We start from the raw sequence: 25,421 nt of genomic DNA, 5'->3' as shown, positions 1-25,421 counted from the left end.
TGATTTAAATTAAAATCTTTACATGCAGGATAAAAATAAATCACATTTTGCTTTGTCATTTCGAGGAAAGACCGTACCTTTGCACCCCGAATGCCGAAAACCGAGCAGGCTTGCGGCTTCGATTTATTATTCATTTATAAACATTTTATTTAATGTACAAAACAATTTTCAACAAGCGCAACAGCTTGAAGTTCAACCGATTCTCTAACAAGAATTACTCACTCTTCGCAGTTTTGGGAAGAGAGGTACTTGTTGGTGCACTCAGCGTTGCTACCCTGAGCCATGCTAAGGCTGCAGGCGTTAGCACAGAGGGAGCCAAGGTTGATTCTACCCTCTACAAGGGCGGAAAGGCTTACGAGCTAGATGCGGTGAGCGTTACCGGATCTCGTGCGCCGATGACTGTAGAGCAGTCACCTAAGATTGTGTCTGTCATTACCCGCGACGATATTCATCGTGCGGCTGCGCAGACTATCAACGATGTATTGAAATTAGCTACCGGCGTGGATGTCCGTCAGCGTGGTGGCTTTGGTGTTCAGACGGATATCTCCATCAATGGTGGAACCTTCGACCAGATTACCATTCTCTTGAATGGTGTCAACATTTCCAATCCACAGACTGGTCACAATGCTTCTGATTTTCCTGTAGCTCTTGCCGACATCGACCACATCGAAGTGCTCGAGGGGGCAGCATCGCGCGTATTCGGAACTTCAGCCTTTAATGGTGCCATCAATATCGTGACCAAAAAGGCAAAGAATGATGGAGTATCTGCAAATGTAGAAGGCGGAAGCTTTGGAAGTTTCGGAGCACAGGGACGTGTGCAGACGGCTTTTGAAACGGGCAAGTGGACTCAGGCTTATTCCGTAAGCGGAGGCTACAAGCGCTCGGATGGCGGCACGGAGAACAGCGACTTCGAGAAGGGACAGGGCTACGGCAATCTCTCGCTCTCTTACGACCAGCGTTTCGACATCATCGCCCAGCTGGGTATTGCTACCCAGAGCTATGGTGCCAACACTTTCTACAGTGCCAAATACAACAACCAATATGAGAAGACAGACCACGGTATGGCTTCTCTCAACCTGAGTCTGCACAACCAGGAGAAGACCTGGGAGATTGCGCCTCAATTCTATTATAACAAATTCAAGGATCACTATCAGTTGATTCGCGGTATGGCTGGAGCCAAGGCAGGCGAGAACTATCACGACCTAGATGTTTATGGTGGTGGGCTGAATGCCAACGTGGCTTGGGCTTTGGGTAAGACCGCAGTGGGTTTTGATATCAGCAAGGAGTGCATCTACTCTACTGCATTGGGCGAGGAACTCGCAGAGAAAGACTATAAGGACATCTCTGGTTCCGACCGTCAATATACCCGAAAGGGTGAGCGCACCAACACCAACATCATGCTGGAGCACAACTTCATCTTCGGCGGTTTCACCTTGTCGGCTGGTGTCTTGGCTAACAAGAACACCGGTTTGGACAACGACTTCCGCTTCTATCCTGGTGTGGATATGAGTTATCGTCCTAACGACAACTGGAAGTTCTACGCATCCTGGAACAAGGCTCTGAGAATGCCTACCTACACCGACTTATATATAAGTAATGTGGTGCAGCAGGGCGACATCACCCTGAACCCGGAGAAGAACTCAACCTTCAAGGTAGGAACCCAGTATCGCCAGACTGGTTTTGCCGCAACCGTAAGCGGATTCTACGCACACGGCACCAACATGATTGACTGGGTTCAGACTTCCGTGACCGAGCAGAATGACAGCAAGTATCACGTGATGAACATCGGAAAGCTCAACAACATGGGCTACAACGTAGATGCTACTATCTACATGAGAGAATTGGTACCAAACAGTTTCATCACCCGCATCAAGTTGGGTTATGCTTACATCTATCAGGATCATAAGACCGAGACCAACATCCTGAAATCACTCTATGCATTGGAGTATCTGAAGCACAAGGCAGTATTCGGCCTGGATCATCAGATCTGGAACAAGCTTTCAGCTTCCTGGAGTGTAAGATGGCAGCAGAGAATGAATGGCTATCATCCATACACCAAGGTGGATTGCAAGCTGATGTGGGATGAGAAGAAATACAATATCTTCGTGAAAGCAGATAATATCACTTGCCACCGCTACTACGACCTCACTGCTGTTAAGCAGCCTGGTTTGTGGATTATGGCAGGAGCCAGCGTAAATCTCGGCTGGTAATATAAAACAAAAAAGTCTTCAAGCCAAAATGGCTTGAAGACTTTTTCCGTTTATTCCGGTTTCTGATATTTTCCATTCACCTTAATCGGTTCGAGATGGATTCCCACATGGGTATCTGCACCGAAGTGCTGCTTCAGTTTTGTTTCTATATGAGTAGCATGCTCATGCGCCTCATAAAGCGAAAGAGAGCCCGGCATGCGGATGTGCATCTCTACCGCAATCTTGTTTCCGATGCGACGGGTACGCAGGTTATGAATCTCTCCTACTCCCTGCTCTTCATTTGCAATCTTCAGGATTTCATCTTCCTCCGTTTCCGGAAGACTGGCATCCGTCAGTTCTTTCACAGACTGCATCACCAGTCCCCAGGCAGCCTTGATGATGAAGGCACTCACGATGATGGCAGCCAGCGGATCGAGCACCGCCCATTTTTCTCCCAGGATGATGGCACCACCAATACCGAACATTGTTCCGATACTCGATAAAGCATCGCTGCGATGATGCCAAGCATTTGCCACTACAGCCTCGGAATGATATTTTCTTCCGGCTTTAACCGTAAACTGATAAGCCCACTCCTTCATCACGATACTTACGATGGCTGCAATCAAGGCTACAACGCCCGGCTGCTGGAGTGTCTCGCCGCAGATGGCACGATAAGTCTTGGTTACGCCCGAATAGCAGATCATCACACCCACCACGAAGAGCGAAATACCGATGATGGCTGTGGCAAGCGTCTCGTATTTGCCATGCCCATAATCATGGTCCTTATCCTTCGGCTTATTGCCCAGTTTTACGAAAACCAGTACCACCACATCTGTGGCGAAATCGGTAAGCGAGTGGATGGCATCCGCTATCATTGCTGCAGAATGTCCGAGGATACCTGCCGCAAACTTCAATACGAGCAGCACCACATTGATGATGCTTCCCGCTATTGTCACCTTATATACTTCCTTTACTCTATCCACATCAGCGGAATGATCCTTATTCGCTTCAGCGGGCATCTCTTGCTCGCTATTTATTCTCTCATTCTTGCCCATACTATAAAATATAACAGAAGTCCTTTGCTTCCTCAATAATGTTTTTGTATAACCAAATTTCTGTCTTTCATGAATTGAGCGGCAAAAGTACATCTTTTTTCTGAAATCGGATAAAAAGAGAGATTAAAAAAGTATAACGAATAGGGAATAATGTGATAGCGAAGAGATAAAAGCATGGAATTTTGTGATAAAACGCCTTAAAACAATAGGAATTTTGTGATTTTCAGTCCGAATTCCTTTGGAATTTTGTGATAAAGTTGTATCTTTGCACTCGGATAAGAACTATAAATATATTGATTATGAAGCTTTTGCGCAGAAAGATTGATAATTATCTCAAGGAATGGAAAAGCGATAAGGAGAGAATGCCCCTCATCGTGAAGGGAGCACGACAAGTGGGAAAGACCGCTTCCATCCTACAATTCGCCCATGACAACTATCAAAATGTGGTTGCCATCAACTTCGTATTGCAACAAAAATACAAGGCAATCTTCGAAGAAGGTTACGAGGTGGATAGCATCATCCAGAACCTCACCCTCATCAATCCTTCTCTCAAGATAGAAGCAGGTAACACTCTCATTTTCTTCGATGAGATGCAGGATTGTCCTGCCTGCGCCACCAGTCTGAAAGCCTTCAAGATAGATGGCAGGTACGATGTTATCTGCTCCGGTTCGCTCATGGGGATCAATTATCGCGAGATAGAATCGAACAGCGTAGGATATAAGGAAGACTACACGATGCACTCAATGGATTTCGAGGAATTCCTATGGGCAAAGGGCTATGATTTTGCCTTTATAGAACGCCTTTACGAAAAGATGGCCTCCATCACACCACTTTCTAATATAGAAATGAATGTGTTGGAGAGGCTATTCCGTGAATACATGACCATCGGAGGGATGCCTGCCGTAGTCAATATGTTCGTGAGTAACGGAAACTTCAGCGGCACGCTCAAGATGCAGCACCAGCTCCTTCTTGACTATGAGGAAGACATTACGAAATATGCACAAGGGCTCGACAAAGGAAAAATCAAGAACGTGTACGATCATATTTCTGTCTTCCTGGGACAAGACAACAAGAAATTCCAGATAAGCAAGATTGCCCATGGAGCTAGAAACAGAGAATACGTAGGCACCATCGAATGGCTTCGTGATGGAGGTATCATCAACGTCTGCTATTGTCTCGCTCAAGTATCCTTACCTCTGAAAGGCAACTACGATCCGAAATCATACAAACTCTATTATAAGGACACGGGCTTGCTGGTTGCTTCGCTAGATGAGGAATCGCAAGAAGACATCAGAGTGAACAAGAACTATGGTACCTACAAGGGCGCCATCTACGAAAACATCGTTGGCGATATGCTGGTAAAGCAAGGCTATAATCTTTACTTCTATCGCAACGAGAAATCTACCCTAGAAATGGATTTCTTCATTCGTGACGCCCAGTCGCTCATCCCTGTTGAAGTAAAAGCCACGGATAATGCCACCAGGTCGCTCGCCAAGCTAACAGCACAAGACGGCAAATATCCCGACATCAAATACGGCATCAAACTCTGCAATAAGAACATCGGTTTCAATGGCAAGTTTTACACCTTCCCCTACTTCCTCACCTTCCTGCTCAAACGATTTGTGAGAAGAGAAAGATAGAAATGCAGAAAAATCCCTCAGAGAGGGATGATTTTTCTGCATTTAACTGCGCTATGCGAAATTTTTATTGTACTTTTGCACCCGATTATCAGGTATTATATTTTTCAAAGACAAGAACATTATCACAATAAAAGCGGTTGATAAAACCGCAAGATGAAACAATATGGTTTTAAATTACATTTGGATAGCATTTTTCGTGATTGCGTTCATCTTCGCACTCATCGGATTGGCAATGGGAGATACGACTATCTTCCAGAAGATTGTGGATTCCACCTTCGACTCATCCAAGAATGCCTTCGAGATTTCTCTCGGACTGACGGGCGTACTCGCCCTCTGGCTTGGCATCATGAAGATTGGAGAGAAGGCGGGAGTAGTGAATGTGTTGGCCCGAGCACTCAGCCCGGTCTTCACCCGTCTCTTCCCTGATATTCCGAAGAACCATCCGGTGATGGGAAGCATCTTCATGAATATCGCTTCGAATATGCTGGGACTCGATAATGCGGCGACGCCTACAGGATTGAAGGCGATGCAGCAGATGCAGGAACTCAACACGAAGAAGGATACGGCGACGAACCCGATGATTATGTTCCTGGTTCTGAACACCTCAGGACTCACCATCATCCCTACCACCATCCTTGCCTTCCGTGCCTCCTATGGTGCAGCCCAGCCTACGGATGTATTCATCCCTATCCTGATGGCTACGCTCGTGGCTACGCTTGCCGGAATCATCATCACTTCGCTCTGGCAGCGCATCAACATCCTGCAGCCGGTATTGCTCGCTACTCTGTTGGGAATGTGCGCCTTCGTAGGCATCATCATCTGGGGATTCGGACAGATGGATAAGGATACGATGAACACGGTTACCACCTTGGCTTCCAATATGATTCTTCTGGGCATCATCCTCTGCTTCATCCTGGCTGGTTTCTGGAAGAAGGTGAATGTTTATGATGCATTTATCGAGGGAGCGAAGGAAGGTTTTACTACTGCGGTGAAGATTATCCCTTATCTCGTAGCTATCCTTGTGGGCATCGGCGTGTTCCGTGCTTCGGGAGCGATGGATATGGTGATTCAAGGCATTTCGTGGTCGGTTGAACAATGCGGCTTGAATGCCGATTTCGTAGGCGCCCTGCCTACCGCCATCATGAAACCGCTGTCGGGAAGTGGTGCACGAGGCATGATGCTGGAGGCGATGAAGAACTATGGTCCTGATTCGTTTGTGGGCAGATTGAGCTGCATCTTCCAGGGTTCCACCGACACCACCTTCTATATATTGGCTGTATATTTCGGAAGCGTAAGCATCAGGAATACCCGTCACGCCGTGGCTTGCGGCTTGCTCGCCGATTTGGCAGGAGTCATCGCAGCAATCGCTATAGCATATTTATTCTTCGGATAAGAGTCTCCCACAGATTTCACAGATTTACACAGATAATCTTTGAATGACGGCGCAAGTCCAATTTAACATTTAACATTCAACATTAAGAAAAATAATGGCAAGTTTAAAATCACTCGCAAAAGATACCGCCATCTATGGTTTGAGCAGTATCATCGGCAGATTCCTCAACTATCTGCTTGTGCCACTCTACACGGCTTCCATCAGTGCAGCCAGTGGTGGTTATGGTGTCATCACCAACATGTATGCCTATACGGCTTTGATTCTCGTCATCCTGACTTACGGTATGGAGACCACCTTCTTCCGCTTTGTCAACAAGGAGGGAGAAGATGCTCACAAAGTATATACCACAGTCTTGAGCATGGTGGGCTGCACCTCCTTGCTCTTCGTGGCCTTGGTATTCATCTTCTTGCATCCATTGAGCAGTGCCATGGGATATGCCGACCATCCGGCATACGTCTGGACCATGTTTGTCACCGTGGCTATCGATGCCTTCCAGTGCATACCATTTGCCTATCTGAGATACCAGAAGCGCCCATTGAAGTTTGCAGCCTTGAAGATGCTCTTCATCATCGGCAATATGGCGATGAACATCGCTTACTTCGGCTTCATGGGTGGAAGTGATGTGGAATATGCTTTTTACATCAACATCATCTGCACCTCTACCATGACTATCTTCTTCTATAAGGAATTGAAGGAAGGTTTTTCTGGTCCTTACGCCTCTTGGGCTGAGACCAAGGTGCTCATCAAAAAAATGCTTAGCTACAGCTGGCCAATCCTCGTGCTCGGTATTGCCGGTATTCTGAACCAGACAGCCGACAAGATTCTCTTCCCTTACATCTATGAGAAGGGCGATGCGCATACGCAGCTCGGAATCTACGGAGCAGCCAGCAAGATTGCGATGATCATGGCAATGATAACCCAGGCTTTCCGCTATGCTTACGAACCGTTTGTATTCGGCAAGGCGAAGGATAAGGACAACCGACAGACTTACGCTTCGGCGATGAAATATTTCGTCATCTTCACCCTGCTTGCCTTCCTCGTAGTGGTAGGCTATCTGGATGTATTGCGCCACATCATCGGTCGCGACTACTGGGATGGATTGAAGGTAGTGCCTATCGTAATGGCTGCCGAAATCATGATGGGAGTATATTTCAACCTCAGTTTCTGGTACAAGCTCATCGACAAGACCATCTGGGGTGCTTACTTCTCAGGCATCGGTTGTGCGGTATTGATTGCCATCAACGTTATCTTCGTACCTATCTATGGTTACATCGCCTGTGCCTGGGCTGGTTTCGCTGGATATGGAACAGCCATGATTCTCTCCTACTTCGTGGGGCAGAAGAAGTATCCTATCAACTATCCGGTGAAAGAGATTATGATTTATGTGGTTCTCTCCCTCATCCTCTTCGCAGGAATGACCGAGGCTAACAGATACTTCTCTACCGCCATCGCCTGCCTCATCAACACGGTACTCATCCTCATCTTCGCCGCTTATCTCGTGAAGAAGGATTTCCCATTGAAGAGTCTGCCGGTGGTGGGAAAGTACTTTAGGAAATAGAGCATCTTATGATGTTATGAGAACAGAATAAGAAGTTATAAGAACTGAAATGATGAGGAATCAACTCATAAACAGATTAGGTGTAAACGATATTTATTCTCTTTGCCTTCAGACGCAAGGCAAAGAGAATAATTGTTTAAAGGAAGAGCTTTACCAACTCACCTTCGATGAAAACGACCGCGTATCGTTCAATGCACTTTGGGCTTTAAGCCATTTTGATAAAGCCAACAACCCGTGGCTCTTTCAGAAGCATGATGACTTGATAGATAGGGTTCTCGTAGAGAAGAATGAGACCAAGCGCCGCCTGATGCTCCAACTCCTTCTCCGTCAGCCTTTCGAAGAAGAATCACTCCGTTCCGATTTCATCGATTTCTGCATCGCCAAGATTACCGCCTGTTCACAGCCCTACGCCATCCGTTGCTACTGCATGAAGCTCGCCTACGAGCAGATGAAGTACTATCCCGAACTCCTTGAAGAGTTAAAAATGGCATTGGATATGCTGGAACAGGAGGTTCTATCACCAGGAATGTTATCGGCAAAAAGGCAAATTATGAAGAAAATCAAGCGAAGCCTTGGAAAATTCGGGAAATAGTCGTAACTTTGCAAACGTAATATTCTAACAATATAATACATAAATGGATGGAGATACAACTGAACGATTATCACAAGAAAGTCAATGCCCAGAAGATGGCTTCCATGGCTTATTGGCGAGAGCATCCGCTTTCGCTGGAGGAGTGCTTAGCTCAATTCAAGCGCTTGCGGGAACAACGACTTGCAAGGGAGTCCAAATTGCAAGGCTAAAAGACTGGGCTAAGGAGAATGATTGCTGGATTGAAAATCCGGAATCATTAGGTGTGTTCTCTGACCGAGGTTCAGAGAACGAGGTTTATATGGCCTATGATGGAATACACGTCTATAAACTTAACGACTTCCGTTATTCAGACGACAACCTTACTCCTTTCTTTGAACGCATTCCTGCCCATAACCAATACTTTCCTGATTGCGCCTACAATTTCATCGGTTTCTCACAGAATCGAGATGGAAAAGTTTGTGCTGTCCTTCGCCAACAACTTGTTGTAAATGCGAGGGAAGCTACTCCCGAAGAAATCAAGGCAGAGTTTGAGCGTATCGGTTTTTACGCAGAAGACAATGGAGAATATTTCACCAATGGCATTCACGACATCTTCGATGCCGTGCCTAATAATGTATTGGTTGGAGATGACGGCAACTACTATTTCATAGACACCATCATCTTCAAATCGGATACAGATGGATTAGATACTTACAAGAAATACTCTCCGAACTATTCAAAAAAAGAGTGAAGCTTATGCCTCACTCATTGTCTCTTCTACGTAAGTAAAACTTTGCTCAACTAGTTGCAGAGCAAGTTATTCGGGAATTAATGCAGATGTTGGAATTATCATATTAAAAGCTTCACCCTCTATATGAACAACAGCATTTCCCTGTATAATTTTAATAAATCTTGCCCGACGTCCAGCAGGTATCATTTTTGCCCTACCATCAAGTAACATCTGGGTAACGCCCATATCATTCTGATCCACAGAATATTGTGTTAAAAGCGCATTGCTTTCCTTATCATAAGTAGCTATTGTATTCTGTTGTATGATATATTCTTTGTTGGGAATTAATTCTTCCATACTACCTATTGCATCAAGACTCGGTTTACTTGAAAACTTTATCAACAGTCCCAAGACAATACATAGTAAAACTATCACATAAAACTTTTTATTGTTACTTTTGCTTTTAACTTTTGTTGAGTTTTCGTTATCAACTATAGGCTTTATTAATTCTCCTTTTTCTCTATCATTTAACACAAAATCATCCGACGCAGGAGTCTTAACCAGATTTGCTTCCACCAATATAGCTAGTGCTGGAGATTGCACACCACCAACATAAGGCTTGAGAGTCGTTGTATTGATAATAGGTAAATCTATATAGGCATTATATAGTTTTGCCAATTTAATTTGAAAAGAGGTTCCGATTCCTCTTTTGCCGCATATCAAATTATCAATGATATGAATATCATAATATTTCTGACCAGTCACACTTGTCGCACTAGTAACCTTAGATAATGTGCAGACAAATTCGTTATAAGATAAATACATTATTACCAACTATTTTGCCAACTGTTTCCCAGAAGTATAGCGGTTAATAAATAGGAAAAGCGTGGGAACTATTGCTTATTACTTCATTGAGGCTCTGGACTGCCCACTCCCTAGTAATGAAGCAATAGCCCACGCCTATACGATATATTACGCCCTTCAGAAAAGGGTACAATAATCCTAAGCGTGAGCAGTATTGCCATTATCTCAGGGAATGAAATTGTCCAGATTTCAATGAGAGATAATATCAAAACGCTCTATATTAAATTGAGTCTTCATCACGGCAAGTCTTTTCATGCCGCTCCAACTCGAATGCAAAGGTAGTGATTATTTCTGAAAGTCGTATCATTTTAAATAAGTTTTTTCTAAGAAATTTAATGTTTAGGCACACAAGTAAGCTATAAATGGGCTATTCATTAATATTTTACCCTAAATCATTGGTATTTTCAGAAAATAGTCGTAACGTTTGCAAACGTAACATTCTAACAATATAATACATAAATGGATGGAGATACAACTGAACGATTATCACAAGAAAGTCAATGCCCAAAAGATGGCTTCCATGGCTTATTGGCGAGAGCATCCGTCTTTGCAATCCGCCGGAATAGTACGCCACTTTCAAAAACACTCTTCACTCTTCACCGGAAGGACATAAATATCTGTAACTTAGAAACTTGCACGGATGAAGAGCTTACGTCACTCTTCACCACTCTTCACCCACTCTTCACCCGGAGCCGCTTACCGGAAAATCTGTGTAAATCTGTGTAAATCTGTGGGACATAAAAAAGAGGTTTTCAGCCCCCCAACCAAACAGGGCGAGCTTCCGATTCAATTCCGTGCGCAATACGAAGGTGAAGAGTGGTGAAGAGTGGTACGTAACTCTTCACCTCTCGCAACCCCAGTGTTTATCGGGGTTTCAGCCGATTTGGTGAAGAGTGAAGAGTAAAAAGAAGAGTGGCGCTTTTATAAAAAAACTCCCGACGTATCGTTTTGTGCCTGGCAATGGCAGATTATTGCCCTGGTAAGGGGCAATGTTGTGCCATAGTAAGGCAATAAGCGATACAAGCCGCTTTACGCCTCGTCAGTACTATTATGGCGACCTCTCAATAACGTCTTTGCACCTTGTAAGTATTATCGCTGTCGCTTGTAAGTACTATCATCGTGCCTTGTAAGTGCTATCTTTGTTGCATCGGTTTTACGTAAAAAGTCTTCGGAGTAACCTTTACTTGTTGCCGGAAGAATTAATATTATAAGCCGGAGAAGCCTATATCTTCAGCCGCACAACAGCTGTTGTGCGCTTGCATATCAGCTGTTATGCGCTCGTCCAACACCTGTTGTGCAAGCGGATATCAGCTGGTGGGCGATGAGTTGTAGGATATAAGTTCTGTGTATGTATATGAACGAGCCGTAAACGGCTTGGATACTTACAAGAAGTATTCGCCAAATTACTCGAAAACTTAATGATGAAAAGTATAATTCTTTAATATTTTGCCCTAAATCATTGGTAATTTCGGGAAATAGTTGTAACTTTGCAAAGTCAAATATCAAGCATTACATCTATGAATAAAGATAATATCAACGAGTTCGCATCCTTCGATGAATATCTTCGACAAGGAGAGCCTTCGCAGAAGGAAAGTGCCGAGAACTGGAAGACGGCTATCGGATTGCAGGCTGTAGATGGGCTGCAACCATCGGCGTATCTCATAGATGTGGCTAAGCGAAACATCGAAGGGGAAATCTCTCTGGATGAAACCAGAAAACTGATTGACTCTTACTATCAGAGCAAGACGGTTCGCACCCCTAAGGATGAAGACGAAGAGGAGGCAGATAAGGTTTCAGCCAACATCGCGAAGATTCTCGCCAGCAAGACCTTTGCCTTCAATACCAACGGATATGTTTCCCTGCATCGAAGAATATTCGAGGGAGTATTCAAGCACGCAGGAGAAATCCGCCAATACGATATTTCCAAGAAAGAATGGGTGCTCGAAGGAGATTCCGTAAACTACCTGAATTGGGAAGACTTGCGAAGAGCCTTGGATTGGGATATTGAGCAGGAAAAGAACTTCTCATATAAAGGTCTGACGGATGATGAAAAGATTGAGCATATTGCCAAATTCATTTCAGGCATCTGGCAAATCCACGCTTTCAGAGAGGGAAACACCCGAACCACGGCAATTTTCACCATTCAATATCTCCGCTCGTTAGGATATGAAGTGAACAACGAAATGTTTGCCAAACACTCCTGGTATTTCCGTAATGCCTTGGTTCGTGCCAACTATCGCAATATTCAGAAAGGCATAGATTACTCTCCTATCTACCTGGTTCGTTTCTTCAGAAACTTACTCCTAAAAGATAGCTGGGTGCTCAAAAACAGATACTTGCATATTCGGCCGACTGATGATTGGAAAGAGCAGCCGAACTTAAATTCTCAAACAGGAAGTGGACAGAAAAACAACTTCATAAATAAAGAAGGAGAAGAAAATGTCCCAAGTTCGTCCCAAGCTTGTCCCAAGTTCGTCCCAAGTTCGTCCCAAGTAGAAGAACTCATTATACGTATAAATAAAGATTATCTATCCATCGGTGATATAATGAACCTGTTTGGATTAAAAAACAGAACCAGATTCAGAAAAGAATACATTACCCCTGCCCTAGCCGAAGGAGCCTTGGAGATGAAATACCCAAACACCCCAAGACATCCACGCCAGCAATATCGAATGACAGAACAGGCAAAGACTTGGAAAGAAGGATATGAGAAAAAGAATAAATAACATCATAATAAAAATAGAAAACAAAAACAAGTAATGAAGAAAAAAGCAACGGTCCTTATCGCCTCTATCATGGCGTTCTGCGGAATCAACACCGCGCACGCTGACGAGGGAATGTGGACGATTTACAACTTGCCTAACGCTGTGTATGAGATGATGCAGCGCGAAGGCTTCAGTATGACTTACGACCAGCTCTACAACGGCGAGAACGCCTTGAAGAATGCTGTGGTTAACTTCTCTGGCTATTGCTCAGGCGTAGTCGTTTCTCCAGACGGATTGGTTTTTACCAACCACCATTGCGGTTTCGAGGCTATCAGAAGCCACTCTACCGTGGAACACGATTACATGCTCAACGGTTTCTTTGCAAAATCATACGCAGAGGAATTGCCTAACGAGAATATGTTCGTCAGCTTTATGGTTGAACAGAAGGATGTAACCGATAAGGTGATGAGCCTCGGATACGAGAAACTCGACAACAAGAAGCGCGATGAACTCATCGATTCTCTGGAGAACGAGATGACTAAAGAGGCTAAGAAGAACGATTCTACCCTTCATATCACCGTTCAGCCATTCTACGAGGGCAACAAGTGGTACGCTACTACCTATCGCGACTTCACCGACCTGCGTCTGGTTTTCACCGTGCCAAAGTCTATGGGTAAGTTTGGTGGCGATACAGACAACTGGATGTGGCCTCGCCAGACCTGCGACTTCTCTGTATTCCGTATCTATGCCGACCCTAAGACCAATGGTCCTGCTGCCTACAGCAAGGACAATGTGCCTTATCATCCAAAGCGTTGGGCACAGGTTTCTCTCCAGGGTTACAAGGATGGCGACTATGCGATGACCATGGGTTACCCAGGCAGCACAGAGCGTTATCTTTCAAGCTACGGAATCCAGACCATGCGCGATGCTGAGAATGCACCTCGTGCCCAGGTTCGTGGCGTAAAGCAGGAGGTAATGCAGAAGCACATGCGTGCCGACGAGGCAGTACGCATCAAGTACGACAGCAAGTACGCCAGCTCTTCCAACTACTGGAAGAATGCCATCGGTATGAACAAGTGTATCGATTCTATCGGCATCGTGAATCTGAAGCGTGAGTACGAAACCCGTCTCCGTGCTTGGCAGGATACAGCCAAGGCAGCCAACGATCTTGCCCACAAGGTAGATTTCGACAAGCTCGCCAAGCTCTACAAGGAGAGCGCTGACGTGAAGTACGCTTGGACCAACTTCTCTGAATCTTTCACAAGAAGAAGCAACATCGAGTTCTCTACCCGTGCCATCAAGCTCCAGACCAATATGGAGGTGAAGGGTCCTGAGAAGAACAAGAAGAAGCAGTATCATGAGTTTGAAGATAACTCTGCAGAATGGGATATGGCACTCGATAAGGAGGTGCTCGCTACCCTCTTGAAGAACTACAAGGAGCACGTAGATGCAAAATGGTTGCCTAAGTTCTACAAGACCATCGACGCTGAGTTTGGCGGCAACTACGCCAAGTATGTGGATTATCTCTGGGAGAAGTCGCTCATCATGAAGAAGGGTGCCAAGCTCTACTTCAACAAGAAGGGATATGAGAAGGATCCAGGCGTAAGCTTCGGTATGGATCTGAACGATGTATTTGCAGATTTCGCTGCTCAGATGGGCAGCATCAACGACAGCATCGCCGAGCAGGAGAAGTATCTCTGCGCTGCCAAGCTCCGTATGGAGGAAGACATGCCTCACTACAGCGACGCCAACTTCACCATGCGATTGAGCTACGGTCAGGTAGGCGGTTTCGACCTCGGCGGCAAGCCATCTGGCTATTACACCACAGCCGAGAGCATCGTTGAGAAGATGAAGAAGGGCGATAAGGTCATAGATTACTACGCTGAGCCTATCATGCACGAGCTTCTCTCTGAGAAGGATTTCGGCAAGTATCAGGATAAGACTACCGGCAAGATGCAGCTCTGCTTCCTCACCAACAACGATATTACCGGCGGTAACTCTGGTAGCCCTATGTTCAATGGTAAGGGTGAGTTGATTGGTCTTGCCTTCGATGGCAACTGGGACAGCCTCAGTTCTGACATCAACTTCGACAAGCGCCTGGCTCGCTGCATCGGTGTAGACATCCGCTACGTGCTCTACCTGATGGATAAGTGGGGACACGCAGACCGCCTCTTGAAGGAGATCAATGCGAAGTAAAAACTATCTCTGAATCAATAGAGATGATATAAAGGTTTTTCCTGGAATAAAAGTTTATCCTGGAATAAAGATTAATCTCAGGACAAAGATTAGTCTCAGGATAATATAAAAAAAGAGCGGAAAATCAGCTGTTAACTGTTAACCTGTTAACTCCTGGCTTTCCGCTCTTGTTTTATTTAGTCTTTCTATTCTTGTTATCTTTCTGATTTTCAGCTTATTTTATCTTACAGATTCGCAACTTACAGAATTCCTATTAATATTGCGAGATATTATTCAGCTCCTTCAATGAAACCTGATGAGGCTTTTCGGCAAGTTTCTTCTTCAATTCATCCACCGTTATTTCTACAGATGGATTGAAATCGGCAGAGCGCATATAATCAATTACACTCTGATAGAAAGCCTTGCCTTCCGGATATTTGGCAGCCTTTTCCAAATCGCTCATGCAGACGAGGAGTTTTCCGGCTCCCACCTTCCATTCCATCACCAAGCCAAGTTTATGGTTCCGCTCAATATTATCTATCACCTGAACAATCGGGCGATAATCCTTGGCGAAGTTGTCAAGCACCAGCGGATGCGATTCCGTGATAACCGGGAACCATTGCCAGTTGGTGTGCATTTCCGTAGGGAATCCCTTGAATATCGGATGTTCCGGATTCGTAAGAATGCCCAGGGTTCCTGGAGAAACCTTCTTCTTGTTGTTCTCGCAGATGGTCTTGAACATGCGATAATTCCAGTAATCGGTCTGGAAGAGTCCGCCAACAGTATAAGGAGTAGCATTATCTGCCTGCGAAAGCGTATCATCGGCAGCCACAAAATGGCTGGAAGCCGTAGGCATCCAAAGCACCTTTCCGCCCTTTTCCAAGACTTTCACTACTTCCTGATTCAAATCTCTGGCAATGATGACGCCCTTCTTTTCCATCGCCTTCTTCGGATAAACCCAAAGTTCGTAGGAGTTTCTCGCCTCTGTTCCTTCAATGTTTAATGTAAGAAGCAGCTTGGTAGGTTTCTGCACGTGGAAAACACCATTCAGTTCACCCACATCCACCAAACCTTCATCGTATGAAAAGATGTTCAATACTCCCTCATCCTCAGCCATCAAGTCGCCCACATTCTTTCTCACTTCACCATCCTTGGTGCTGAAAGTTCCATCATCCATACAGAACAATCCGTTCTCGGCAGCCAGATGCCATTTCAGTTTCTTGCCCTTCAGCGAAGAACCACCATAATTGGCTACCTTTACCTTAGCCTGAATCTTCTCGCCATCCACGAAGCAGAACTTCTTCATTTCCAGCAGAGGAACCACAGGCGAACACCACTGGCGCCATTCCTCGGGTGTAGTGATTCCCTTACTCTCCATAAACGCATCCAGGATGCCTACAAAAGCACTTCCCTGACCGGGATAATCCTGAATATCGAGCAATTGGAAGCCCGCCATATTCCGGGTTCTCAAATCCATCTCTATATCGGCTTTATAGAGTTTCACGCTCCATAAGCCCGAAGCCTTGTGGAAATCATCTGCCTGCGAGAGCATTCCGGCTGCAGCCAGGCGACGGCGGAACACTTCGAAGTTATAAGGATGAAGCACTCCAGTGTATTTCTTTATTTCCCGATAGTCAGGATAGGTCTGAAACTGCCCTGTTTCGTGAGAGATGATAGGGATTCCTGCCTTATCGCAAGCCTCATCAAAGTTCATCGTAGAATTAGGATGGAAATGATTGATCATTCCTCCATCGTAGGCGTCGGCAAACGAGAAAGAACCACGGGTATGGGTATTGTATTTACCCCATTCCTCGCCTCCGATGCGGCAAGTGGTGAAGTAATCCATTCCTTCTTTTATTCCCTGATAACCGAGATAGTAATTGCTTCCGAAAGTATAGTATTTATCGGGCGCAATCTTGCGGAAATCATCCACAAACTCCTTCATCTTATCGATGTCGCCCCAGAGTTCATTACCGAGCGCCATCATTCTGAAAGAAGGATGATGACCGTATTCTCTAAGAATGTTCTCGCCTTCCTGATGCAGGAACGCCATCAGCCTTTCATCCTTCTTGTCGAAAGAACCCCAGAAAGGAAGTTCCGGCTGGAGATAGATTTCCAGACTATCAGCAGCCACAAAAGCCGCTTCCGGTGGGCACCAGGAATGAAAGCGCACATGGTTGATTCCATACTCCTTGCAGGTTCCGAGATACTTCATCCAGCCCTCCACGCTCATCTCCACATGTCCCGTCAGCGGCCATACAGCCGCATCGTGCTTGCCACGGAGAAATATCCTATGACCATTGGCGTAGAAGTGAGCGCCCTCAATATGGAAATCCTTGGCGAAATCAGGCATCTGAAGGGCGGAAGGAGAAGCTACAGAACGGCTAGGGATTGCTCCAGCCAGAGGAATTACAGAACGGCTTGAGATTGCTCCTGCCAGCGTTTCTGTCGATTTGCAATCGGTAAAAGAGGCAAGCTGGAGTTCTATCCTTCCGATAATTCCATTCCAGTTGGTCTGCGTATCTTCTGTATAAGCATGGCTGGAGCCGTAAACCTGATCAGGCACACCTCTTCCATTATCCACCACAATTTCCAGGAGATGCTTGCCCGGCTTCACCTTCTTTGGCAGAAGATAGCGCTGGGGAGTAGAGATGAAGTTGCAAGAATCCACCAGTTCTCCATCCACATACACCCATGTCGGTCGGGTACGCTCCAGGAAGAGTTCTACCGGCTTCTTCTTCCAGTCCTTCTGGATATTGATTGTTCTCGAATATCTTGCAGCTCCTTTATAGGCATAGAGTCTCGTAAGATGCGTTGTCTCCATCGTATCTTTCGGAGCGAATCCCAGACGGTTCGTATCGATAGTACCGGGAAGGATGGCACGCTTCACCTCACCCTGCGAGGCACGCTTACTCTTGGCAAAAGCACTACCGCTCTTTCCCAACTCTACATTCCATTCACCAGCGAGCGAAATGCTCTGTGCTTGCAAGCCCAGACTTGCCAGTCCCAGACAAGCGATAAGAATAGATTTCTTCATTTGTTTATTACAGAATATCTTTTAGGGGTTAAAATGCATATAAAGATACAATAAATTTGATGTTTACGGCTGCAAATATACAAAAATTGCGGTAAAAACACCGCAATTTACCAAAGAAATTGCTGTATTTTTACCGCAAAATATGATTTATGGAAAAAAGCCACTATGCTTTACTTCTTCTTAGGTCTGCGACGAGCCCAACCTTCTTCCTCGAAGTTTGGCTCCTCGCCCTTGAACTTCACGTTGTCGTTGTTCTGGAAGAACTGGCGCCAATCGCCTGTATCCTCCTGAGGGCGAGACTTTCTTCCGCCACGAGATTCGCCACGGCTTCCACGTCCTCCCTTTCCACGAGAATCTCTTGCATCATCAGAAGAACCTCTGCGACCACGACCTTCCGAGCTACGACCTCCTCTTTCTGAAGAACGACCGCCTCTACCCTCAGAACTGCGTCCGCCACGGGCTGCTCTGCCATGACCTTCCTCATCAGCATCATTACATCTCACGGTTCTGCCCTTGTACTCAGTACCGTTCAATGCCTTCATCACGCGCTTAGCATCCTCCTCAGGCACCTCGATGTAGGCAAACTTACTCAGCAGGTCGATGTGACCCACCTCCTGACGACCCTTCACGTGCTTGTTCAGATACTGCATGATTTCGCCCGGATAGAAACCATCAGCCTTACCCAGGTTGATGAACAGTCTCTTGAAACCAGCCTCTGTCTCATGCTTTCTGCGACCATTGGAAACCTTGCCACGGCCTTCGCCACGATTTCCACGACCCTCACCGCCACGGGAACCCTTGCCGGTTTCTGGCTTGATAATCTCAGGAGCGTTCTTATAGTAATCGAGGAACTTACCGAAGGTGATGGTTACCATCTTCTTGATGATGTCCTCCTTGTCGATGTACTCAAACTGGCGGTTGATTTCAGCCATGTATGGTTCAATCTGATCCTCATCCACATCGGTCTTCATGATGTCGTCCATGGTCTTGAAGAGCTGCTTCTTGCAGATTTCCTCTGGGGTTGGCAATACGCCGTCCACGAAGTCCTTGCCAATCTGCTTCTCAATCTGGCGAACCTTGAACTTCTCTCTGGTATGGATGATAGAGATGGATGTTCCCTTCTTTCCGGCACGACCCGTACGGCCGCTTCGGTGGGTGTAACTTGCCACATCATCAGGCAAACCATAGTTGATAACGTGAGTCAGATCATCTACGTCCAGACCACGGGCAGCCACATCGGTAGCCACCAGGAACTGAACGGTATGGTTGCGGAACTTCTGCATGGTGAGGTCACGCTGCTGCTGACTCAAGTCGCCGTGCAGCGCCTCTGCATTATAACCATCCTTGATGAGCTTATCCGCAATATCCTGAGTCTCCAGCTTGGTGCGGCAGAAGATAATCGCAAAGATGCGTGGATAGAAATCCACCACGCGTTTCAGGGCGAGATACTTGTCCTTGGCATTTACCAGATAGTAGATGTGGTTTACATGCTCAGCACCCTCGTTGCGCGAACCCACTACGATTTCCTTGTGGTCGTGCAGGTAGTTGAGGGCAATCTTCTCGATGTCCTTGCTCATGGTAGCCGAGAAAAGCAGGGTATTTCTATCTTCCGGAACGTTCTCGAAGATGGCATTGATGCTCTCAGAGAAACCCATGTTCAGCATCTCATCAGCCTCATCAAGCACCACGTTGTTCACGTGCTCCAACTGAGCCACGCCACGATTAATCAAATCGAGCAGACGGCCAGGGGTAGCCACGATAATCTGCACACCATGCTTCAGGGTGCGAATCTGGCTTCCGATGTCGGTACCGCCATAAACTGCGGCAATATGCAAACCGTCGATGTACTTGGCAAAACTGTTCAAATCGTCTGCTATCTGGAGGCAGAGCTCACGTGTAGGACTGAGGATGATAGCCTGTGTCTGCTTGCTGCTGGCATCAGTTTTCTGAATTACCGGAATACCGTAAGATGCAGTCTTACCCGTACCGGTCTGCGCCAACGCAATCACGTCGTTCTTATTACCAAGCAAATATGGGATTACTTCTTCCTGAACTGGCATTGGATTCTCAAATCCAAGCTCTTCGATGGCACGGCGAATCTCCTCGCTCACGCCCAATTCTTCAAATGTCTTCAAATCTTTTTAACCTTAATTCATTATAATCTAAATGGAAGGCCGAATTCACCCTCCCAGCCATGAATTAGGGTGCAAAATCCTTCCGAAACGCTTGCGGCAATCCCACGCATTTATTAAGATTGCCTAAATTCGGGTGCAAAGATACGAAAAAACTGCGAATTTCTTGCATTTTTTGCGCAGAATTCATTATCTTTGCATTATCTTTACAGATAAATCGGGCAATATTGCTCCGAACTGGCTAACAAGAATCATAAACATCAACCGAGAAGAACGAATATCGCGTCACAACGACATCGCTTAACCTCGAATAACAAAGAATCGAAAAAAATGAAAAAGGTAATTTTCACCCAGGATTGGATGGCAATGCATCCATACGAGAAACCAAACGAAGTAGATCAGTACTATACAGAACTGGCTAACGAAATATACCACGCCCTCGACGAGGCGTGCTTCACCCATCAGTTTAAGAATGTGGAGGATGCCAAGCAGCTTGCACTCAGCATTGCGGGCTACTTTGAGGATGTGATTTCCGGTGCAGGAATCTGGAAGACGTTTACTGCGGAATGCAAGAAGCGCTACGGTTCCTACATTCCTTTCTATGAGAACGAGGATGATTTCGTTCCGAATACCCTGAACGAAGATGTTCCAGCCTACGATCCGGAAGAAATCAACTTCGCCGACATCAAGTTCCTGTGCTGGCACCATTACCAGCAGAGCACCTACATTCAGGAAGCCGTTCCTTTCCTCTTCAGTACGATGACGCTGGCTGCCAAGCTTGCCTATAATCTGCTCGACAAGGAATATGAGTCTGCGCCTGAGAATGAGCGCCTGATTACCTATCTGAGCGAAATGCCTGTACTGGAGAATCAGAATGAAGAAGAAGAGAAGCAGCTCGACGAAATCCACCGCCGCGACACATTGGCTTGGTTCCACTATGGCTGCTACTTCAATGTGGGCAACCGCCAACGCCTGCAGTTTGCTCTCCAGCAGATGGCAAATTCTCCTCAGGGACTTACAGAGCCTATGGCCTACTCCATACAGATGGAGATGACCATTGCCAGCAGAAGCAATCTCCTGGCGCTTACTTCCCTAGAGTGGCTTGAGAAGATTACGGCTGAAATGCCTACCCACAAGCTCTGGGAGGATAAGGAATTCAAGGAGAAGATCGAGAAGATGGAGGCTAGCGTAGATCGCGAGAAGGCTATCCACGATTACAACCTGCTGAAGGCAAAGGATTATGGCGACAAGTTCATCTTCCTGGAGGATGTGAAGACCCTGAAGGAGTTCCTCAATGAGATTGAATTCGAATTGCCTAAGGATATCCGATTCCCACAGAAATACGAAAAGGGCATCATCGTGAGCGCAAGTCCTTATACGGGTATCAATATCAGTTTCGGCTTCGCCCACTGCATCGCTTCGCCTGAGAATCCTTACTACAACGCTGAGCGCGCTGAGGAAGACTGCTTCAGCATCATCAGCGGCAACGGCCGCCCACTTCCTTACGAGATTGTGTGCAAGCTGATAGACAACAATATGTTGCCTGATGCCAACCTCTTCACCAGCCGATACGTGAAGGAGGAAGGCTTGAAGATTACCCAGGCAAACCTCCAGTTCCTTGCCGATTACTATCTGATGGGCAGAAAGGACAAGGATCTGTCGCCAGCAGATTTGTGGTAAATTCATACAGAATATTCAAATAGTTTAGAAAAGAAAGAGCGGAAAAACAACTGTTAACTGTTAACTCTGTTAACCCCCGGTTGTTCTTCCGCTCTTTTTTATTTTTAGTAATTTCTCAGTTAGTTATTCTAAAATCACTAATTTAAAATTTGCTTGCACTTGATTAACCAAGCCGCATAATCGGGAGTAAATGACTGTAAACTCAGTTAACCCCTATTTCAGATTCTTATCCAGAAACTCCAGCATTTTCTCCTGCGCTTTCAATCCGCAGGAATGAGGAATGTTCCAAAGTTCCGTATCCAGCAGATTATCTGCTCCCTGACTCTTCCAAACCTTGTGCATTTCGGCGAAAGCATCTTTTACACCAGGCACAGGGAAGAGCTTATCTTTTGTGCCATTGATGAAGAGCATCGGCTTCGGACAGGCGAGGGAGGCGATGTGAGGATAGTCGAGATATTGGCGAAGACCGGGGATACAATTCGCAAAACCGCCATTCTCCTTTCTTCCGAATCTCCGGGTAAGCTGAGCATCGGTGGTAATCATCCAGCAGATGGAAGCACCCGCCTTGATTCTATCCGATAATGCAGAGAGCATCCACGAACGATAGGCTCCCATCGAACAGCCCACGCATCCGATACGCTTCGCATCTACCATCGGCAGCGAAGCCAGGAACTCGGTGCTGGCGATATCATCGTAAGTCATGAAGGCAGAGAGGTCTCGTCCCAGCATCATCATGTTGCCGGCTATGAGATCGTATTTGTTTCTATCCACGCCCTCCTTCCGGCCTCGTTCTCCCCACATCGGCGCATCAATCGAAAGCACCACGTAGCCATGTTTCGCCAGGTAATCGCCCACGTACTGACCCTCGTAAAGCTGGTTTACCCACGCATCAGCATCGTCCAGAACCTCCTGGTTGGCAGCCTTCTTCTTTTCAGAAATCTTCCCATCCGCATCCTGCTCTTCAGATGCGATGAAGAAAGGGCGAATCATCTTCTCCTTTCCTATAAAGAGATGGGCACCATGGTCGTGGAGCGCCACTACGGCTGGGAATTTTCCATCTCCTCCATCCGGAATCAGAAGATAAGCCGTAATTCGGGAATAGGCGTTGATATTAAAGGCGATTTTCTGCGCCTTATATCCGTCTCTCTGCTCCTCGCCCAATACCTCCATATCCCAAGCCGCAGCCGCTTTCGGAGGCGTCATCATACACTCGAAAACCTTTGCCCTTGCCGCCTTCTTCCACTTCTTGAAGTTCTTAATCGGGCTGTTGCCCCAAGCCATCGGATAGGTCAATTCCTTCTTCAGCGTTTCAACGTAAGTAGGAATCTCTCCCTGCCATTCATACTTCTCCCGCTTCTGAAGCTTCGGCTTCGAAGGGGGCTGCGCAAGCGACACAGAGGTCTGCGCAAGCGCCACAGACGCCTGCAACAATGCGATGATACTATATGTGATAATCCTTTTCATTCTCTTGTCTTGTTTTGTTAGAAATCTTTCTTCCTGTTTATAAGATTAGTTATTGTTTGCAAAATTAAGAAATTATCCGCAAAAAGAGCCCAATAATCTCGAAATTTTTGCGTACCTTTGCCTAAACATCTATAAATAACGGATAAAACATTCATAAACAACAGATAAAACATCATCAAATAGAAAATAAAGACATGAAAATAGCAGTTTTTTGTTCAGCAAATAAGAATATCGACCCCGACTTCTTCACGATGACTGAAGAGATGGGAAAGTGGATGGCAGAGAACGGCCACGACCTGGTTTTCGGCGGCTGCAACTCCGGCCTGATGGATTGCATCGGCAAGGCAGTGAAGGCGAATGGCGGCAGAACCATCGGTGTGGTTCCTACGCTTGTAGAGCGAGGAGGCAGAACCTTCCCTGACCTCGACATCGAGATTCCGTGTGATAATCTCAGCGACCGCAAGGACCTGATGCTTGGCCAGAGCGACCTCTTCGTAGCCCTTCCTGGCGGCATCGGCACCCTGGATGAAATCTTCACCATCGCCGCTGCCCACACCATCGGCTACCATCACAAGATGGTGATTCTCTACAACATGAAAGGCTTCTGGAACTCCACCATCGCCCTTTTGGACGATATGGCAGAGAAAAGCATGATTCGTGGCGATTGGCGAGATGTGATAGCAGTGGCAGATAACCTGGAAGAGCTGGCAAAAATGTGCATTTAAGGAGAAAGAGCGGAAAAACAACTGTTAACTGTTAACTCCGTTAACCCCCAGTTGTTCTTCCGCTCTTGACATTTTCTTCAAGACAATCTAGCTCTTCCCCAAGAGAAAATCGGAGAGGCTCATCATCAGAATGCCTTCTTCATTATAACCCGAATGATACCTATCCCCTACGATTATCAGTTTGCGAAAGCCATCGTTTACATTCAAAAGAGAAGCCTGCTCCTGATCTACCTTCTCCTTATCTGGCAAGGCGTAAGCAGACTGGATATAGAGGCGTTCATCATGACGGTTCACCACGAAATCAATCTCAAGATTCCTACGCTGCAGCTTGCCATTCTCATCCCGCTTGAAGCTCTCCACTGATCCCACATCCACAGTATAACCCTGCTTCCGCAATTCGTTATAAACCACGTTCTCCATAATATGAGTGTATTCTATCTGCCGGAAATCTACCACGGCATTTCTGATACCGATGTCCTCGAAGTAATACTTGGTACCAGTACCAATATATTTGCGTCCTTTCACATCATAGCGCAAAGCCTCGCTGATGATGAAAGAATCCTGCAGGTTCTCCAGATACCTGCCAATAGTTTTAGTACCGATTTCCACTCCTCCAACAGATTTGAACGTATTAGAAATTCTCTGCACATTCGTACAGGAACCAATCGTAGAAGCCAGAAGGCGCACCAACTCGCGCATCCCATCAGAATTCTTCAGCCGATTACGCTCCAAAACATCCTTCAGATAAACCGTCTCGTAAATCTCACGAAGATAATTCTGTTTCGCTTCAGGAGTTTCTATCTGCGCCACGGCAGGCAATCCACCATAAAGATAATAGTTTTCCAGGGCTTGACGCTCCTCTCCTCCTACCACTTCATAATATTCGGCAAAACTCAGTGGATGGATTCGGATTTCCCAACCTCGACCACGAAACTCAGTTATCACATCCTTCGATAAAAATCGGGCATTGGAACCAGTAACATACACTTCGACATTTTCCACATGGAGATAAGAGTTGAGCACATCCTCAAACTCCTTCACCATCTGAACCTCATCCAAGAGAATATAATACCTATCCTTATCTTTCATCAAAGCATCGATATGCTCCAGCAAAGCATCAGGGTCACGAAGTTTCTTGTTTCTACGGTCTTCAAGATTTACTTGTATGATATGATCTTCCGCAACACCTCTTTCAAGCAAATGCTTGCGGAAGATGTTGAAGAGAAGGAAGGATTTACCACAACGGCGAATGCCGGTGATAATCTTTATCATCCCATTGCCTTCTGCCGAGATGAGTTCTTTCAAGTATGCTTTACGTTCAAAATACATAATTCCATGACGTTTTTTTGTGTCAAGACACGGTTTTCAGTCGCAAATATACGTTTTTTACACAACTTCACCAAGTTTTATCGTAATTTACACGAAATATTTAAGGTATTTAAACAAAGAAAGAGCGGAAAACAGGGGGTGTAATTTAAACTGTGTCAAGGCTTGTTCTTAACT

Annotated in this window: 16 protein-coding genes; 10 read left to right on the top strand and 6 right to left on the bottom strand. The window is 46.0% G+C overall.

Annotated elements, in window-relative coordinates:
- Window positions 1–152: 152 nt before the first annotated feature.
- On the top strand, window positions 153–2,210 hold the full coding sequence (locus DXD25_RS10285; protein ID WP_117663420.1) for a TonB-dependent siderophore receptor: 2,058 nt from the start codon (window positions 153–155) through the stop codon (window positions 2,208–2,210).
- Window positions 2,211–2,260: 50 nt separating this feature from the next.
- Here the strand turns inward: DXD25_RS10285 and DXD25_RS10280 are convergent, their stop codons facing one another.
- Window positions 2,261–3,208: a cation diffusion facilitator family transporter gene (locus tag DXD25_RS10280; RefSeq protein WP_117663439.1), complete on the bottom strand. Its 948-nt coding sequence runs from the start codon at window positions 3,206–3,208 to the stop codon at window positions 2,261–2,263.
- Between the two features lie 344 nt (window positions 3,209–3,552).
- Between DXD25_RS10280 and DXD25_RS10275 the strand changes: the two genes are divergently transcribed.
- The 5 genes from DXD25_RS10275 to DXD25_RS10255 all read left to right on the top strand — a co-directional run bounded on the left by DXD25_RS10275 (window position 3,553) and on the right by DXD25_RS10255 (window position 9,157).
- Window positions 3,553–4,884 (top strand): ATP-binding protein, encoded by a 1,332-nt coding sequence (locus DXD25_RS10275; protein WP_199540958.1) that lies wholly within the window; start codon window positions 3,553–3,555, stop codon window positions 4,882–4,884.
- 163 nt (window positions 4,885–5,047) lie between these two features.
- On the top strand, window positions 5,048–6,277 hold the full coding sequence (locus tag DXD25_RS10270; protein ID WP_089545119.1) for a nucleoside recognition domain-containing protein: 1,230 nt from the start codon (window positions 5,048–5,050) through the stop codon (window positions 6,275–6,277).
- 94 nt (window positions 6,278–6,371) lie between these two features.
- Entirely contained in the window at window positions 6,372–7,835 is a 1,464-nt protein-coding gene (locus tag DXD25_RS10265) for a lipopolysaccharide biosynthesis protein (RefSeq protein WP_117663418.1), read from the top strand.
- 49 nt (window positions 7,836–7,884) lie between these two features.
- Complete coding sequence (locus DXD25_RS10260) at window positions 7,885–8,427, top strand: hypothetical protein (protein WP_233522269.1); 543 nt, start codon at window positions 7,885–7,887, stop codon at window positions 8,425–8,427.
- A gap of 43 nt (window positions 8,428–8,470) precedes the next feature.
- Complete coding sequence (locus DXD25_RS10255; RefSeq protein WP_117663417.1) at window positions 8,471–9,157, top strand: hypothetical protein; 687 nt, start codon at window positions 8,471–8,473, stop codon at window positions 9,155–9,157.
- Window positions 9,158–9,223: 66 nt separating this feature from the next.
- On the opposite strand, the gene DXD25_RS16955 is transcribed toward DXD25_RS10255, so the two are convergent.
- Complete coding sequence (locus DXD25_RS16955; RefSeq protein WP_222847547.1) at window positions 9,224–9,901, bottom strand: hypothetical protein; 678 nt, start codon at window positions 9,899–9,901, stop codon at window positions 9,224–9,226.
- A gap of 1,616 nt (window positions 9,902–11,517) precedes the next feature.
- Between DXD25_RS16955 and DXD25_RS10245 the strand changes: the two genes are divergently transcribed.
- Together DXD25_RS10245 and DXD25_RS10240 are read left to right on the top strand one after the other, a co-directional pair.
- Window positions 11,518–12,726, top strand: a complete 1,209-nt coding sequence (locus DXD25_RS10245; RefSeq protein WP_117663416.1) for a Fic family protein — start codon at window positions 11,518–11,520, stop codon at window positions 12,724–12,726.
- A 33-nt stretch (window positions 12,727–12,759) separates the two neighbouring features.
- Window positions 12,760–14,901: a S46 family peptidase gene (locus DXD25_RS10240; RefSeq protein ID WP_117663415.1), complete on the top strand. Its 2,142-nt coding sequence runs from the start codon at window positions 12,760–12,762 to the stop codon at window positions 14,899–14,901.
- Window positions 14,902–15,154: 253 nt separating this feature from the next.
- Here DXD25_RS10240 and DXD25_RS10235 read toward each other — a convergent pair whose 3' ends face one another.
- Both DXD25_RS10235 and DXD25_RS10230 read right to left on the bottom strand, forming a co-directional pair.
- Window positions 15,155–17,917: a beta-glycosidase gene (locus tag DXD25_RS10235; RefSeq protein WP_117663414.1), complete on the bottom strand. Its 2,763-nt coding sequence runs from the start codon at window positions 17,915–17,917 to the stop codon at window positions 15,155–15,157.
- 170 nt (window positions 17,918–18,087) lie between these two features.
- Entirely contained in the window at window positions 18,088–20,052 is a 1,965-nt protein-coding gene (locus tag DXD25_RS10230; RefSeq protein ID WP_117663413.1) for a DEAD/DEAH box helicase, read from the bottom strand.
- Window positions 20,053–20,379: 327 nt separating this feature from the next.
- Between DXD25_RS10230 and DXD25_RS10225 the strand changes: the two genes are divergently transcribed.
- The gene (locus tag DXD25_RS10225) at window positions 20,380–21,729 is read left to right on the top strand and encodes a DUF3843 family protein (protein ID WP_117663412.1); all 1,350 of its coding nucleotides are present in this window, start codon (window positions 20,380–20,382) and stop codon (window positions 21,727–21,729) included.
- Between the two features lie 213 nt (window positions 21,730–21,942).
- Here DXD25_RS10225 and DXD25_RS10220 read toward each other — a convergent pair whose 3' ends face one another.
- Window positions 21,943–23,193 carry a S9 family peptidase gene (locus DXD25_RS10220; protein WP_117663411.1) on the bottom strand — a complete coding sequence of 417 codons (1,251 nt, stop codon included), beginning with the start codon at window positions 23,191–23,193 and terminating at the stop codon, window positions 21,943–21,945.
- A 194-nt stretch (window positions 23,194–23,387) separates the two neighbouring features.
- On the opposite strand from DXD25_RS10220, the gene DXD25_RS10215 reads away from it, so the two are divergent.
- Window positions 23,388–23,918 (top strand): TIGR00730 family Rossman fold protein, encoded by a 531-nt coding sequence (locus tag DXD25_RS10215; protein ID WP_117663410.1) that lies wholly within the window; start codon window positions 23,388–23,390, stop codon window positions 23,916–23,918.
- A gap of 87 nt (window positions 23,919–24,005) precedes the next feature.
- Here the strand turns inward: DXD25_RS10215 and DXD25_RS10210 are convergent, their stop codons facing one another.
- On the bottom strand, window positions 24,006–25,247 hold the full coding sequence (locus tag DXD25_RS10210; RefSeq protein ID WP_117663409.1) for an ATP-binding protein: 1,242 nt from the start codon (window positions 25,245–25,247) through the stop codon (window positions 24,006–24,008).
- Window positions 25,248–25,421 lie beyond the last annotated feature (174 nt).

The sequence above is a fragment of the Prevotella sp. TF12-30 genome (genome assembly GCF_003436715.1).
Lineage (GTDB): Bacteria > Bacteroidota > Bacteroidia > Bacteroidales > Bacteroidaceae > Prevotella > Prevotella copri_A.
Note: the sequence above shows the minus strand (reverse complement) of the source record. Positions and strands in the feature narration are given on the sequence as shown.

Excerpts from the sequence above, each read along its gene's own strand:
- DXD25_RS10285 (WP_117663420.1), top strand. The coding sequence starts at position 153 with ATGTACAAAACAATTTTCAACAAGCGCAACAGCTTGAAGTTCAACCGA.
- DXD25_RS10280 (WP_117663439.1), bottom strand. The coding sequence starts at position 3,208 with ATGCCCGCTGAAGCGAATAAGGATCATTCCGCTGATGTGGATAGAGTA.
- DXD25_RS10270 (WP_089545119.1), top strand. The coding sequence starts at position 5,048 with ATGGTTTTAAATTACATTTGGATAGCATTTTTCGTGATTGCGTTCATC.
- DXD25_RS10265 (WP_117663418.1), top strand. The coding sequence starts at position 6,372 with ATGGCAAGTTTAAAATCACTCGCAAAAGATACCGCCATCTATGGTTTG.
- DXD25_RS10260 (WP_233522269.1), top strand. The coding sequence starts at position 7,885 with ATGATGAGGAATCAACTCATAAACAGATTAGGTGTAAACGATATTTAT.
- DXD25_RS10255 (WP_117663417.1), top strand. The coding sequence starts at position 8,471 with ATGGATGGAGATACAACTGAACGATTATCACAAGAAAGTCAATGCCCA.
- DXD25_RS10245 (WP_117663416.1), top strand. The coding sequence starts at position 11,518 with ATGAATAAAGATAATATCAACGAGTTCGCATCCTTCGATGAATATCTT.
- DXD25_RS10240 (WP_117663415.1), top strand. The coding sequence starts at position 12,760 with ATGAAGAAAAAAGCAACGGTCCTTATCGCCTCTATCATGGCGTTCTGC.
- DXD25_RS10235 (WP_117663414.1), bottom strand. The coding sequence starts at position 17,917 with ATGAAGAAATCTATTCTTATCGCTTGTCTGGGACTGGCAAGTCTGGGC.
- DXD25_RS10225 (WP_117663412.1), top strand. The coding sequence starts at position 20,380 with ATGAAAAAGGTAATTTTCACCCAGGATTGGATGGCAATGCATCCATAC.
- DXD25_RS10220 (WP_117663411.1), bottom strand. The coding sequence starts at position 23,193 with ATGAAAAGGATTATCACATATAGTATCATCGCATTGTTGCAGGCGTCT.
- DXD25_RS10215 (WP_117663410.1), top strand. The coding sequence starts at position 23,388 with ATGAAAATAGCAGTTTTTTGTTCAGCAAATAAGAATATCGACCCCGAC.
- DXD25_RS10210 (WP_117663409.1), bottom strand. The coding sequence starts at position 25,247 with ATGTATTTTGAACGTAAAGCATACTTGAAAGAACTCATCTCGGCAGAA.